The organism is Capnocytophaga sp. oral taxon 338 str. F0234, assembly GCF_000192225.1.
Classification (GTDB): Bacteria; Bacteroidota; Bacteroidia; order Flavobacteriales; family Flavobacteriaceae; genus Capnocytophaga.
Genome location: NZ_GL872413.1, coordinates 1,204,652 through 1,218,950 on the forward strand (window position 1 = coordinate 1,204,652; position 14,299 = coordinate 1,218,950).

The 14,299-nt window shown below is 32.8% G+C and carries 12 protein-coding genes; 6 read left to right on the forward strand and 6 right to left on the reverse strand.

What is annotated here, in order from left to right:
• Window positions 1-21 precede the first annotated feature (21 nt).
• From HMPREF9071_RS05495 to HMPREF9071_RS05520, 6 genes are read right to left on the reverse strand one after another with little or no spacing between them, the layout of a single operon-like run.
• A complete protein-coding gene (locus tag HMPREF9071_RS05495; RefSeq protein ID WP_009745602.1) occupies window positions 22-2,139 on the reverse strand; it encodes a glycoside hydrolase family 97 protein in 2,118 nt (705 codons plus the stop codon).
• A 47-nt stretch (window positions 2,140-2,186) separates the two neighbouring features.
• Window positions 2,187-2,654 carry a hypothetical protein gene (locus HMPREF9071_RS05500; protein WP_009745603.1) on the reverse strand — a complete coding sequence of 156 codons (468 nt, stop codon included), beginning with the start codon at window positions 2,652-2,654 and terminating at the stop codon, window positions 2,187-2,189.
• A 20-nt stretch (window positions 2,655-2,674) separates the two neighbouring features.
• Window positions 2,675-3,223: a hypothetical protein gene (locus tag HMPREF9071_RS05505; protein ID WP_009745604.1), complete on the reverse strand. Its 549-nt coding sequence runs from the start codon at window positions 3,221-3,223 to the stop codon at window positions 2,675-2,677.
• 27 nt (window positions 3,224-3,250) lie between these two features.
• On the reverse strand, window positions 3,251-4,996 hold the full coding sequence (locus HMPREF9071_RS05510; protein ID WP_009745605.1) for an ABC transporter ATP-binding protein: 1,746 nt from the start codon (window positions 4,994-4,996) through the stop codon (window positions 3,251-3,253).
• Window positions 4,997-5,048: 52 nt separating this feature from the next.
• A complete protein-coding gene (gene rpoN, locus HMPREF9071_RS05515) occupies window positions 5,049-6,518 on the reverse strand; it encodes an RNA polymerase factor sigma-54 (protein ID WP_009745606.1) in 1,470 nt (489 codons plus the stop codon).
• A 25-nt stretch (window positions 6,519-6,543) separates the two neighbouring features.
• Complete coding sequence (locus tag HMPREF9071_RS05520) at window positions 6,544-7,011, reverse strand: hypothetical protein (protein WP_009745607.1); 468 nt, start codon at window positions 7,009-7,011, stop codon at window positions 6,544-6,546.
• Between the two features lie 404 nt (window positions 7,012-7,415).
• On the opposite strand from HMPREF9071_RS05520, the gene prmA reads away from it, so the two are divergent.
• The 6 genes from prmA (at window position 7,416) to mnmE (ending at window position 14,250) form a co-directional block, all read left to right on the forward strand.
• Window positions 7,416-8,246, forward strand: coding sequence for a 50S ribosomal protein L11 methyltransferase (gene prmA / locus HMPREF9071_RS05525; protein ID WP_040358347.1), 831 nt, complete (start codon window positions 7,416-7,418; stop codon window positions 8,244-8,246).
• Window positions 8,243-9,325, forward strand: coding sequence for a bifunctional diaminohydroxyphosphoribosylaminopyrimidine deaminase/5-amino-6-(5-phosphoribosylamino)uracil reductase RibD (gene ribD / locus HMPREF9071_RS05530; RefSeq protein WP_009745609.1), 1,083 nt, complete (start codon window positions 8,243-8,245; stop codon window positions 9,323-9,325). The genes prmA and ribD overlap by 4 nt, the downstream gene beginning before the upstream one ends.
• A 52-nt stretch (window positions 9,326-9,377) precedes the next feature.
• On the forward strand, window positions 9,378-10,619 hold the full coding sequence (locus HMPREF9071_RS05535) for a hypothetical protein (protein WP_040358039.1): 1,242 nt from the start codon (window positions 9,378-9,380) through the stop codon (window positions 10,617-10,619).
• A gap of 5 nt (window positions 10,620-10,624) precedes the next feature.
• Window positions 10,625-10,879 carry a hypothetical protein gene (locus tag HMPREF9071_RS05540; RefSeq protein ID WP_009745611.1) on the forward strand — a complete coding sequence of 85 codons (255 nt, stop codon included), beginning with the start codon at window positions 10,625-10,627 and terminating at the stop codon, window positions 10,877-10,879.
• A 690-nt stretch (window positions 10,880-11,569) separates the two neighbouring features.
• Complete coding sequence (locus HMPREF9071_RS05555; protein WP_009745614.1) at window positions 11,570-12,799, forward strand: hypothetical protein; 1,230 nt, start codon at window positions 11,570-11,572, stop codon at window positions 12,797-12,799.
• 23 nt (window positions 12,800-12,822) lie between these two features.
• Entirely contained in the window at window positions 12,823-14,250 is a 1,428-nt protein-coding gene (mnmE, locus tag HMPREF9071_RS05560) for a tRNA uridine-5-carboxymethylaminomethyl(34) synthesis GTPase MnmE (protein WP_009745615.1), read from the forward strand.
• Window positions 14,251-14,299 lie beyond the last annotated feature (49 nt).

A 14,299-nucleotide genomic window follows, 5' to 3' on the forward strand; every position in this document is an offset into this window, starting at 1 on the left:
ACAATAGCTTTCCGTATATATTTACTTTATAGGTTGGATACTTATAGCATAGCCTCCTCCATGAGCTGCAATTATTTTGAGCTTACTTTTAGCATTAACTTTTTTCTTCTCTATAGTATAGGATTTAGCATTACTGCGAAAATCAGCATTTTTAGCATCAGCATATATAGTAGCTTCATATTCACGACCTTTATCTAAAAAACTAAGTAATAATTCAGAAGAATGTCCATTTTCATTAGCAGTACAACCTATATACCAGTTATCACTATTTTTATCCTTTCTGGCAATAGTAATGTATTTTCCTGGCTCAGCCTCTAAATATATACTCTTTTGCCAAGCTACGGGTACTTGCTTAATAAATTCAAATGCATCAAGATACTTTTCATAATTTTCAGGTAAATCAGCTGCCATTTGTAAAGGACTATACATAGTTATATATAAGCCTAATTGTTTAGCAAGAGTACTACTCATCTTATGATGATTATTTGGATTAACATTTACTATATCAGTTTCAAAGATACCAGGAGTATAATCCATAGGCCCTCCCTGTAGGCGAGTAAAAGGTAAAATAGTGGTATGAAAAGGTTTTATAGTCTCTAGGGCTTCATATTCCGTACCACGAGCCGATTCATTACCTATAAGGTTTGGATAAGTGCGGCACAACCCCGTAGGACGTACTGCTTCATGAGCATTAACCATAATTTTATGTTTAGCAGCTTCTTTAATAGTATAGAGATAATGATTCACTGCCCATTGTCCATAGTGGTGTTCACCACGAGGGATGATACAACCCACATAACCACTTTTTACTGAATTATAACCGTACTTATTCATCAGTTGAAAAGCCTTCTCCAAATGACGCTCATAGTTGCGTAAAGAGGCAGAAGTTTCATGGTGCATCATTAATTTAACTCCTTTGCTATGAGCATAATTATTCAAGCCTTTGATATCAAAATCAGGGTAAGGAGTTACAAAATCAAATACATAGTCCTTAGAATTGTCAAACCAATCCTCCCATCCTATATTCCAACCTTCCACTAATACTTGATCAAAACCATGCTTAGCTGCAAAATCAATATAATGACGTACCTTTTCATTATTAGCAGCATGAGTTCCATTAGGACGTGTTTTAGTATAATCCACACTATCCAAGTCAATAGTAGGTAAATCATTAGTATAAGCCCAAGAAGACTTGCCTGTAATCATCTCCCACCATATACCTATATATTTTACAGGTTTTATCCAAGAAGTATCTGTTAAAACACAAGGATCGTTAAGATTTAGTATCAGCCGAGATGCTAAAATATCACGAGCATCATCACTAACCATCACTGTACGCCAAGGAGTATGGCAAGGGGTATATAGATAGCCTTTATTTCCTTGAGCATCAGGAGTAAGCCAAGATTGAAATATAAAGTTTTTATCATCCAAATTCAAACTCATACAAGCATAGTTTACTAATGCTGCTTCATGCAGATTAATATATAAACCATCTTGACTTTTCATCATTAGAGAGGTTTGTACTCCCGTAGGCGAAAAAGGTGTCTGACACACATTTTTGATGACAGCTTTAGGCATCTGTGAGCGGATTTGAGAGAGTTTGCATTCAGTATAATCATACTCCTGTGTATCATAATCACCAGGAATCCACCATGCTGTGTGGTCTCCTGACATAGCAAATTGACTAAGTTCTTCCTCAATAACAAAATAAGTTAGCTCTTTTTGCTGTGGAAATTCATAACGGAAACCTATTCCTTCATTATATACTCGAAATCGAATATTCATTTTCCGCTGGGTAGTTGTCTGCTCAAGAGACACTAAAAGTTCATTATAATGGTTTAAGATTTCTTTCTCCTCTCCCCATATAGGTGTCCATATTTCTTTAAAAGTAGACTTTTTCGTATCAACTACTTTGAAGTGTTGGGTAAGAGGTTCAGATTTTTTAATCAAAAAGCCTAATGTGCTTTCCTCAATAACTGATTTATTTTTATAAGTTACCTTATAAGAAGGAGTTCCTTTTTCATTAAGAGAGAAGGAAAGCATGATCTTTCCGTCAGGAGAGATTTGTGTTTGTGCCTGAGTAGAGGCAGTAATATTGGTAAAAAGAGACATAAATAAAGTGATTAACAATTGTTTCATGTGATAAGTATAAAAATTAATTTGAGAAATTTCTGTGGTATAATAATTTATTCTTCTTTTTGAAGAGCATCAACATTCTCTTTTTCCTGTTCTTGCAGAATAGATTTAGACATATCGTCTTTAGCAACAATAAAATACAAACAATTTATTGCCCATCCTATCCAAAACAAATAGAAGCCAAAATGGAACCTTATTTTCATCACTCTATGCATAGTAGTAGTAAAATCCCAATAAGTAGCTATAAAGCCTCCTATGCCTACAAGAAGTAATAGCCAAGCAATTTTTTTAGCAATAGCAAGGGACACAATTGATCGAATAGTGTAGAGCACACCAAAGAGTAAGCACTGTATAAAAAAGAATAACAGAGCTGTTTTCCACCAAGAACGAAAAACCATAAATTGTCGGTACATAGTATGAATCCCAATGCGTCCTAAGAAAGACATCTGAGTAATGAGAATACCCGAGATTACTGATAAGAGAGATTGGAAAAGGAGGAGAGAAGTATTTTTTTTCATATAATTTTTAAATTAAGAGATTATTTAGAAAGTATCCACCCTTCTTTTTCTTGATATCTAGCTTTAAATTTCTTCTGGATAAAATCCTGTCCACCTATTTTCTTACTTAGAAAACTGAAGGGAGTTTCTTTTTTCTGCAGGGTAGCAGTAATGGTAGCATTTTTTTCATTTTTTTGTTCTACATTTATTTCATCAGCTAAAACATATTCAAGAGTTTTGACTTTGGCACGTGTCTCTTTAAGTTCTGTTACATAAGGGAGCGCCTTATCTGTACACTTGATATTCACTACCCATACGCTATCATTCGAGAGCCATTTCTTCTTTACTTTGATCTCTTCTATAGAGATATAATCATCTTCTTCTAACTTTTTAAGTTGTTTGATTTTTTCTCCATCTTTTTGGGTACGATACTTTACTTCTCCCAAAGTGAAGTGAGCAGTTTCATACATAGGTTTTGCCTGCAAGGATTCTTCTACTAATATTTTTGCTTGAGAAGAGGATAGTTTTCCATCAGAACAAGCTATAAGAATTAGAAGACTTCCTAAAATAATAAAAAAATATTTTTTCATAAAAATTTCATTTTTAATTTATTATGTTTATTCAATAACTTGGGTATCATAATAATTACGATAACTTTCATTTTGAGTATAGAGCTCTGTGTGTGTTCCTTTTCCTATAAGTTTTCCCTTGTCCAAGAAGAGAATAAAATCAGCATTTCTAGCTACTGATACACGGTGACTAACAATAATACGAGTACTTTGTTGTGCTACCTGAGAAAGGTTATGTAGGATTTTTTCTTCAGTATCAGTATCCACAGCAGAGAGGCAATCATCAAAAAGATATATCTGAGCATCTTTAATTAAAGCTCTAGCAATAGATACTCGTTGACGCTGTCCTCCACTGAGAGAAATACCTCGTTCTCCTAATATAGTCTTATATCCGTTCTTAAAATCTATAATATTATCATGTACTTGGGCAAGTTTAGCCACAGCAATGATTTCTTCTTCAGTAGCATTTTCTTTACCAAACTTAATATTATTCTCAATAGTGTCTGAAAAGAGAAAAGAATCCTGTGGAATAACTGAGATAGATTTTCGCAAATCATTCAAGTTAAGCGTCCTTATATCTTGATTATCTATAAATATATGTCCTTCCTGCGTATCATATATACGAGTGATTAGGTCTAAAATAGTGGACTTTCCGGATCCAGTCCTTCCAATAATAGCAATGCTTTTCCCCTTTGGAATATGAAAAGAAATATTCTTCAAAGCTGTAATTTGGGTATCAGGATAAGTAAAAGTTACTCCTTCAAAACGAATATCTCCCCTGATAGGGGTATGTTTTAAGGTAGGCGTTTCAATATCATTTTTCTCATGCAAAAATTCATTAATGCGTCCTTGAGAAGCTTCTGCTTGTTGGACTATATTACTTACCCAACCTACTGTAGCCACAGGCCATGTAAGCATCATTACATAGATAGTAAATTCCGTAATTACTCCAATGGAATCAATTTCATTGTTAATATATAAATACCCACCAATAAAGATAACAAAAATAACGCTAATACCAATGAGGAATACCATAATAGGAAAGAACCAAGCCTCTATCCGTAGTAATTCTAAGTTTTTCTCACGTCCTTTTTGACTAAGAATTTCCATATTTTTTTGTATTTCTTTTTCCATAACAAAAGCCTTTATAGTATGAATACCTGAGAAAGTCTCCTGTGAGAAGGAAGAAATATCAGAAAGAAATCGTTGTACTTCAATAGTTTTAAGATTTATTTTTTTACTTATAAAATAAACAAGTATCGCTAAAATAGGTAATGGAAACAGTGCATAGGTAGCTAATGTAGGGGACGTATAGAACATTAAAGGAATACTACAGACAAAAAGAGTAATTGTCTGTACACTGTACATCAGTGCAGGTCCTGTATACATACGAACTTTACCCACATCTTCACTAATACGATTCATTAAATCTCCCGTGCGATTTTGTTTATAAAAACGCTGAGAAAGAACTTGATACTTTTGATAAATTTCATTTTTCATATCAAATTCTATATAACGGGAAACATTGATAATCAGTTGTCGCATCCAAAAAGTGAAAAAGCCAGAAAGTAAGGCTGAACCAATAATAATCAAACAGAAGAAGAAAAGTTCTCTTCCTAATCCTCCTTGAGGATTAGGATTTTTCAAATAATCTTCTACTACTTTTATGGCATATTGTACACTCTTAGGCATCACTAAGGAAAAAAGCCGTGCCACAATGGTAATGAATACTCCTAAAATAAGTTTTTTTCGGTATTTATAGAAATATTTATTTACGTAGGCTAAGTGTTTCATTGTAATAAAATAGGGCACAAAGGTAGAAAATAATTACGAAATACCAAGACCATCATAATTCTTTTCTTAATCGTGCTACGGGAATATCCAATTGTTCACGATATTTAGCGATAGTACGTCTAGCTATAGGATAACCTTTCTTTCTGAGGAGTTCCATAAGTTTATCATCTGTATAAGGTTTATTTTTATCCTCCATTTCTATTACAGATTGTAATATCTTCTTTATTTCATGAGTAGAAATATCCTCTCCTTCCTCATTTTTGATACCTTCTGAAAAGAAAGCTTTCACTGGCTTGGTACCATAAGGAGTACTAACAAATTTACTATTAGCAACACGTGATATGGTGGAGATATCCATTCCTATACTCTCAGCTACATCCTTGAGAATAAGAGGTTTTATCTTAGTCTCATCTCCTGTGAGAAAATATTCTTTCTGATGTTGCATAATAGCATTCATAGTAATAAGGAGTGTGTTCTGTCGTTGCTTAATAGCATCTATAAACCATTTAGCAGCATCCAATTTTTGTTTGATAAATTCAACTGCTTCTTTTTGTTTTTGTTTGTCCTTTTCAGCAGAGTCTCGATATGTCTTAAACATCTCTGTATATTCTTGAGATACATGTAACTCTGGAGTATTTCGTCCATTAAGAGAGAGTTCTAACTGTCCATCATTGATGTGTATTGTAAAATCGGGGACTATTTGCTCGGTAAGTTTTCCTCCCTCAGAATAAGAACTTCCTGGTTTAGGATTTAATTTTTCAATCTCTTGCACTACTTCTCTAAGAGTATTCTCTGAGAGATTATATTTTTGTGCTAGTTTCTCATAATGTTTCTTACTAAATAGTTCAAAATTTTCGTTAAGTATTGTAGTGGCTATCTCAATGATGGATGTATGTGGCTTATGTTGCAGTTGAATAATAAGACTCTCCTGTAAGTTACGAGCTCCTATGCCTGCAGGTTCTAGCTGAAAAATAACTGATTTGAGTATTTTCTCTACCTCTTTCTCATTGGTATGAATGTTTTGAGTGAAAGCTAAATCATCTGCTATATCTCTCATACTACGGCGAATATAACCATTATCATTGATACTTCCCACCAGAAATTCAGCAATCTCTCTTTGCTTATCATCCAATCGAAAAGTGCTGAGCTGATCCAACAAATATTGATGAAAAGAAACTTCTTCTCTATAAGGCTGAGAATATTCCTCTTCATTATAATTATTAGCATAAAGCCGATAATCAGGAATCTCATCATCACTAAGATATTCGTCTACATTGATATCCTCAGCTTCAATGATTTGATTATCTTCATATTCATCCTCAGTAGTATCATAAGAGTCATCAAAGTTATCTTCATCCTCCCAAGAATCTTCATTAGATACCTCCAAAGCGGGATTTTCCTCTAACTCCTCTTTTACACGTTGTTCAAAAGCAATAGTAGGAAGTTGCACTAATTTCATTAATTGGATTTGCTGAGGAGATAGTTTCTGAGCAAGTTTAAGTTGTAATTGTTGTTTTAACATAAAGTACTTTTAGTAAACAAAATGCTTATAAATATTTTATACAAATTTTATTATCCTTACAATAGTCTATAAAAATAGCAATAATTTCATTTTTATCATTTACTACAATGGGGGAACGTATTAAAAAACGTTTAAAATAGGTTAAATATACATAAAATACAGTTCCTTTGTCAGAGAATAAGATATCAGAACTTCGTTTATCATTCTCTGTTTCCATAATTTGCAGAGCTTCCTCAGAGGAAACTATTATATATTCACGTTTTTGAATTTGATTCTTTAAAAGTGCAAATACTTGATTTATTTTTTCCATTCCTCCTTCTTCCTCAGGTATAGTTTGAGTTATTTTAAGCATTTTCCAAAGTCCTGGATAATCTCCTTCTTCTGTTTGCAGGATAGAAGTGATAAATTGTTCAACAACTTCTTTTTGTGTTTGCTGTGCTCTTGAAAAAAATACACAACAACAAATACTTAATAGGGTAAAAAATATTTTCATAGATTAACATTTTATATTTAGGCAGTGCAAGGTAATGATTTTTCTTCAAAAATATTAATTCAATTTAATATTTAACATTAATTTAATAAAAGCGAATAATTTTATATAGAGGCTGTTTAAACTTTTCAAATAAAGTAAAAGTTGGCTTGGCGAGCATAAAGAATTTATAATTAGGTATGGATATTTAAATATAACTTGGATTGGAATGCTTCTATTGGAATTTATATCCAAGTTCCTCAAAAAAGTTTAAACACATTTATAGTTTTTAAATCATATAACAGACAATTTCTTATTTAATAATGAAAAGAATGAATGTATATATCTATGATAAAATAATATTTGTTTTTCAAACCTAATTTCTATATTTTTGTGCTTTTAAAATGATCAATAACTTATTTGCACAAATGAATTATATAGAGTATAATTTTACAGTTTCCCCTAAGGAGCCTGGATCAGAAATTCTTGTTGCCGAACTTGGAGAAGTGGGCTTTGAAAGTTTTGTAGATACACCTACTGGAATTAAAGCTTATATTCCTAAAGACCTTTGGAAGAAAGATATTTTGCAGAACATTTTTATTCTAAGAAGTAATGAGTTTATTATTTCTTACCAAATAAAGGAAATAGAGCAGGTTAATTGGAATGAGGAATGGGAAAAGAATTTCTCGCCTATTGTAGTAGAGGATATCTGCACTGTTCGGGCAACCTTTCACCCTACACCGACTACTCGTTATGATATTATGATTACTCCTAAAATGAGTTTTGGGACAGGACATCATGAGACAACCTATATGATGCTCCAGCAGCTCATTCTCTTATCTCTTGAGAATGTAAAGGTTCTGGATATGGGTTGTGGCACAGGTATCTTGGCTATTATGGCATCCTTACGAGGAGCTCGTGATATTACTGCTATTGATATAGACCCTTGGTGTGTGGAGAATGCTACTGAGAATGTGCAACAGAATAATTGTCCATTTATTAAAGTAATGGAAGGAAATATTTCTACAATTATTGGAGAGCAATTTCAGCTAATCCTTGCTAATATCAATAGAAATATCTTGCTTTCGGATATTCCCGCTTATGCCAAAGCATTGTCTCCTGCGGGCTTACTTCTTGTAAGTGGTTTTTATATAGAGGATTTGCCTGTCATAAAGGAGAAATGCCAAGAAGTGGGACTTTCCTTCCTTAGCCATATAGAGCGTAATCATTGGGTCTCAGCTAAATTCCAACAGAAATGATTATGATAATAGACGAAAAATATATGCAGCGTTGTCTGTTTTTAGCTCGTAAGGCGATGGGCTATACTTATCCCAATCCTTTAGTAGGTAGTGTGATTGTTCATCAGGGAAAAATCATAGGAGAGGGGTGGCATACCAAGGCGGGTGAACCCCATGCCGAAGTTAATGCAATAACCTCAGTGAGGGATAAAAGTCTATTGAAAGAGAGTACTTTGTATGTGAACTTAGAACCCTGTGTACATTTTGGGAAAACGCCTCCTTGTGCAGATTTGATTATTGAAAAGGGAATTCCCAGAATTGTTATTGGTTGTACTGATATCTATTCTAAAGTTGCAGGTAAAGGTATTCAGCGCTTGCAGCAAGCAGGAAGAGAAGTAGTTTTAGACGTCTTAGAACAGGAAAGCCAAGCACTGAATATTCGTTTTTTCACCTTTCATTCCCAGAAGCGCCCCTATATTATCCTTAAGTGGGCACAAACCAGAGATGGCTTCATTGCTCCACAACAGAGGAAAAACAAAGCTCCCGTATGGATTACCAATGATTTTTCCCAACAACTAACCCACTTATGGAGGGCTCAGGAAGGAGCTATCTTAGTCGGGAAAAGTACTGTAGTACAAGATAATCCTTCACTTACCACACGATATTGGGTAGGAAATACTCCTTTGCGCATAGTGATAGATGCTAGTCATTCGTTACCTGATTCCTTAGCAGTTTTTCAGAAGATGCCTACTGTTGTTTTCACTTCAAAAGAGATGACTGATACTTTTAATGTATCTTTTGTCCCTTTTAATCCTTCTTTTTCTATGCCAAAACAAGTTTGTAACTATCTGTATGAAAAGAATGTACAAAGCCTTATAGTAGAAGGAGGCACCCAAGTACTTCAGCAATTTATAAATGAAAGATTATGGGACGAAGCTCGAATATTTATAGGAAATAAGCGGTTTTCAGAAGGTGTAAAAGCCCCTCTATTACAGGATGGTAATTTAGTAGAAAGGCAAGATATACAGGGAGATAGCTTGTTTGTATATAATTCAAACTTCATAAATCTAAAATATGGTTTTAGGTATATCTCTCAATAAATATGGATACAATAAAAAGGAAGTTTCTATCTTATAAAATAAATTTAGGGCTGTGAAAAAGAAATTATTGCACTTATTTTTTGCTTTTCTTACAGGAATTATTTTTTTGTTAGTATATTTTCTGATATTGTCAGGAAATTACGGAACTGCATTTATAAAAAAAGAAATATTATTATATACTTTGTATGTATTATCTTTCTTTATAGGTGTATTTTCCTATTATTACTATCAAAAGAATAGCGTAACTAAGCGTTTTATACGTATATTTCCTATTTGTATGCTTGTGTTTTCTCTTGCTAAGCATTCGTCTGTGGTATATTCCTATTACAAATATCTTATTTCTTATATAGAAATGCCTAAGGAATTAAGAGGATATGATTTGTTAGACGATAAAGAGGTAAGGCAAGCAGGAAAAATAATTATGCCTATTCCTCAAAGTGAAATATATGCTTATACTGATTTGTTCTTTGACCAAAATGATAATCTGTTAGTGTATTACAAATATGATGCAGAAGATGCCAATGCGCCCGTGGATTGTATATTGAAATATGATAAAGAGGGAAACCTTTCGGATACCTTATATTTGGAAAATAATCAGAAAGAGAAGAGAAACATCGCACTTAAAGAGGGCTATTTGATAGATTTTGTAGAAAAATCCTATTCTTCTTTTATGATAGATGGCAAGAAGGATTTTCTCCCTATGAAAGAACTAAAAGGGGAAGCTCAACTCTCAGAAAAAGATATAGAAGCCTATTTATTTGATGATCCTACCGACTTGATAACTATTATACACATATATGGTGAAGAGAACCAAATTGTTATTATCAAAAAAGAAAATGAATTGTATTATTCCAAAATAAAAGTTTTTTTCTCTTCAAAAGATATAGATTTTTCTTTTCCAGCTCATTTTTATTTGTTTACTACTTTCAAAAATCCTACTCCTGAAATAGGAGAAGCCCCAAAAGAGCGCCATATAAAACCTGTGTATTATTTGAAAAAACAAACCTATAATTCTGGACTTCAGTTACTTGGAGAAAGAGAATCTTTTAAAGAAGAAGAATATCGAGGCAATGTATATTTCAAGTTGCTCTTGAATGAACAGCAGCTACACCTAAAGACTTTCTATTATCAAAATCTTTTTCCTTTTGGCCATACCGATGATATTCGCTATTATCAGAATCAGAATGAAACACTGGAAATATACAATGATATACGATTATATACTAACAGACACTTATCCTATGCTTTGCTCGGCACAGAATACAAATATTACCTAATAAAAAACAAATCTTGAAGATTATGAAAGAATATACGAAAAATAAAAAGGGATTCCCTATATTGGCTTGGCTTCCGATAGTAATTTTTATTGTTTTAGCAAAGATAAAATATTCATCAGATATTAATATTGATGTACCTATTAAGCTTTTTATCTATATTTCAGTAGGGATGATTGCTTGGCTTGTCTCACTTGCTAATGTGCTCTCTTATGTCAAGCGCTATCATTGGTTGGTTATTCTATTATATAGTCTTGTTTTTGTGTATTATACAGTATAAATGTTTAAAATATAACCGTTTTACTAATTAAAAATTAATTAAATGAAGAAAAAACCGAATATAAAAATAGGAATTATTATAAACATAGCACTTACTGTGTTATCTATTGTTTATATGTTTATATATTATATAGAAAGAAATGGTTTCGAATTTAATTATAATAGTTTGGAATTTTTCATTTATCTTTTTCTGTTCTATATATTCCCTTTTATCCTTGGGGTCAATCTATTATTCTTTCTATTTTATAGTTTCTTCTATAAATGGGCGAGAATAGGATTGGTTATTACGTAATTAATGGCTGCTTTATTTTATTTATAGGATAAGATTTTATACTCTCATTAGTTTATGAAAAAGAAACCAAGTATCTCAGTAGGCATCATTATAAGTTTGATTCTCTTACTTATCAATTTCTATTACGCTATAATGGCACATATTACCGATTTGGATTATCTTGATTTTAGTAATTTCAGAGTTTCGATGATGTATTTCTATATGAATCTTATAGCAGTTCCTTTATTTATAGCTTTATTATTCTTTTTATTTTATAGTTTTTTCTACAGATGGGCAAAGAAAGGACTTTGGATAACAAGTATTTTACTTGCAATGTCTATAATATGGTTTCGGCTATATATCTCTATGTGAATATATCAATAAGTATATAATTCATCTCTTAAAAATAATTTTACACTTATGGAAAATAAAAAACCACACTTTGGAAGGGTATTTGTTGTTAGTTTCTTATTATATATTCTATATTTTGGGATTATAGATACTATAGATACTTCTATAGATAACAAACTATTTTTTCTGCTTATAAGTCCTGCTTTCTTAGTATTAGGAATTTTGACTTACTATGCATTTTATTATGATATAGCAAAATATATGTTATTTTTCTTTATCATAATTGCTATGCTATATCTTTCTATAACACTTACCTTAGTGGTTGGAGTTCTTATCTATTTTTCTTTCTTTTACAAATCAGAAAAAGTAAGGAAAATAGCCAAAATAGGACTTTTTATTTCAGGATTTTTTGCCATTCCATTAATAGCAAGTTTCTTTGGTTATAATTCTCTTTATAACTATATAGCAAAAACATTTTCGAATATGACACTTCCTTCTAAATATGAAAAATATGTAGCACTTAGTGGAAATACCGTTTCTTATGAAGGAAATACGATGAAGATGCTTCCTGAAGGAGAAAACAAATTAATAGAATTTGCTTTTGTCAATCAGAAAAATGAACTTATTATAAGTGATGATGAACCTTTAGGTTATTTATCCAAATATGATACGCAAGGAAACAGAATTGATACATTGAAAATAGAAAAAGTAGATGGAATAGATAATCTTTTTGATGGATTTTATGGAGATTATCTTATGGATTTCAAAGGAAAACGTTATTGCTCTTGGGCAATAGATGGTAATAAGTCTTTTCAGTCTATGGAACAGCTTTCTGATTATGAAAAAGAGAATATCATTGATGATGATAAGATGTTAAAAGGAAAAAGAATGGACTTATTCTCTTACAAAGATGAAAATATTCCTAAAGAAGAGAGCCAAAGACGTGAGAAAATTATTCCTCAATATTTCAAAGTGGAAAGTTCAGGAAGTAATACCAGTTCAGGAATTGGAGGCGGATCAATCTCTTATCGTACCACTTGGGAAGAAGGTATTCTTTTCCTTTCTATTGAGGTAAATGGAAAAACCTTTCATCTGAAAAAAGGAATGACTATGTTCGATGAAGAAAACCTATTAAAGAGCAGCACAATTTATCGTACAATCTCAGGAGGAACCTTAGAACAATACGAAAACTATCAAGTATACACCCATCCTAAGTGGAATTATGCGTTGTTTGCTTATAAAAATTACAGATTCTCTAATGTTTACAGATTATTTATCATTAAAAACAAAAAAGGATAGCTGTAAAAAAGAATATTTTATCTATGAATCACGAAAAAATACCTTATACTAACGATACTATTGTTGCTTTAGCTACTGCTACAGGGGTAGGAGCTATTGCTATTATTCGCTTGTCTGGAAAAGAAGCTATTGCACTTGCGGACAAAGTATTTAAAACACTAAGTGGGAAAACCTTATCCGAGGCACCTTCTCATACCGTCCATTTGGGAACGATCAAAAACGAAAACCAAGTAATAGATGAGTGTTTGGCAACGATTTTCAAGGGAAAGAAATCCTACACAGGCGAACCTGTGGTGGAGTTTTCCTGCCACGGGAGTCCTTATATCATTCAAGAAGTGATCAAATTGTGTTTGACAAATGGGGCAAGACTTGCTCAGGCAGGGGAATTTACCAAGCGTGCTTTCCTCAATAGAAAATTAGCCCTCAACCAAGCCGAAGCAGTAGCCGACCTGATTGCATCAGATAGCAAGGCTTCTCATCAAGTAGCCTTGCAGCAGATGCGTGGTGGTTTTACTTCCAAGATAGAAGGACTTAGACAAGAATTGCTTAACTTTGCCTCGCTGATAGAATTGGAATTAGATTTTTCAGAGGAAGATGTAGCCTTTGCCGATAGAGAGCAGTTGGAACAACTTTTGCAAAGAATAAGAACAATTCTGCAAAGACTTGTGCAATCTTTCTCCGCAGGCAATGCGATCAAGAATGGGATACCTGTTGCTATTGTAGGCAAACCCAATGCAGGCAAGTCAACCTTGCTTAATACACTGCTGAACGAGGAACGTGCTATTGTATCTGATATAGCAGGGACGACCCGCGATACGATAGAAGAAACTCTTCATATAGATGGAATTACCTTTCGCTTTATTGATACCGCAGGCATTCGTGATACCCAAGATAAAATAGAAGCTATAGGAGTAGAAAAAGCAAAAGAGAAAATAAAAAAGGCACAAATAGTACTTTATTTGTATAACGAAAAAGAGAATACCACCGATGAAGTAGTCCAATTTGTACAAGAGAATTACCGAAAAGGATTAAAAATATTGCTCTTACATAACAAAACAGATAGTGAATATATAGGGTTGTCTGATTTTGATGAAGAAATAGAAGAAAAACTAAACTCCAAGGAACGGAAATATGGTTATGGTCAGCTAAGAATATCGGCTAAAGAAAAAATCAATATAGAGGCACTCAAAGAGATCCTTTCTTCCTATGCCAAAGAACTCACCACAACAGAAAGTGCTACCATTATTACTAATATTCGTCATTTGGAAGCGCTTCAGCAAACTCTTGTAGCTCTTGATAGGGTAGAGGAAGGACTTGCTACACAGCTCTCAGGAGATTTGTTGGCTATAGATATACGTGAGATGCTCTATCACTTAGGCAGTATCACAGGAGCGGTAAGCAATGATGAGGTGTTAGGGAATATATTTTCACGATTCTGTATTGGAAAATGAAATGTAATTAAGGAAAGGATAATAGATTATGAAAATTTTGTAAAGACCT

Excerpts from the sequence above, each read along its gene's own strand:
- HMPREF9071_RS05495 (WP_009745602.1), bottom strand. The coding sequence starts at position 2,139 with ATGAAACAATTGTTAATCACTTTATTTATGTCTCTTTTTACCAATATT.
- HMPREF9071_RS05500 (WP_009745603.1), bottom strand. The coding sequence starts at position 2,654 with ATGAAAAAAAATACTTCTCTCCTCCTTTTCCAATCTCTCTTATCAGTA.
- HMPREF9071_RS05505 (WP_009745604.1), bottom strand. The coding sequence starts at position 3,223 with ATGAAAAAATATTTTTTTATTATTTTAGGAAGTCTTCTAATTCTTATA.
- HMPREF9071_RS05510 (WP_009745605.1), bottom strand. The coding sequence starts at position 4,996 with ATGAAACACTTAGCCTACGTAAATAAATATTTCTATAAATACCGAAAA.
- rpoN (WP_009745606.1), bottom strand. The coding sequence starts at position 6,518 with ATGTTAAAACAACAATTACAACTTAAACTTGCTCAGAAACTATCTCCT.
- HMPREF9071_RS05520 (WP_009745607.1), bottom strand. The coding sequence starts at position 7,011 with ATGAAAATATTTTTTACCCTATTAAGTATTTGTTGTTGTGTATTTTTT.
- prmA (WP_040358347.1), top strand. The coding sequence starts at position 7,416 with ATGAATTATATAGAGTATAATTTTACAGTTTCCCCTAAGGAGCCTGGA.
- ribD (WP_009745609.1), top strand. The coding sequence starts at position 8,243 with ATGATTATGATAATAGACGAAAAATATATGCAGCGTTGTCTGTTTTTA.
- HMPREF9071_RS05540 (WP_009745611.1), top strand. The coding sequence starts at position 10,625 with ATGAAAGAATATACGAAAAATAAAAAGGGATTCCCTATATTGGCTTGG.
- HMPREF9071_RS05555 (WP_009745614.1), top strand. The coding sequence starts at position 11,570 with ATGGAAAATAAAAAACCACACTTTGGAAGGGTATTTGTTGTTAGTTTC.
- mnmE (WP_009745615.1), top strand. The coding sequence starts at position 12,823 with ATGAATCACGAAAAAATACCTTATACTAACGATACTATTGTTGCTTTA.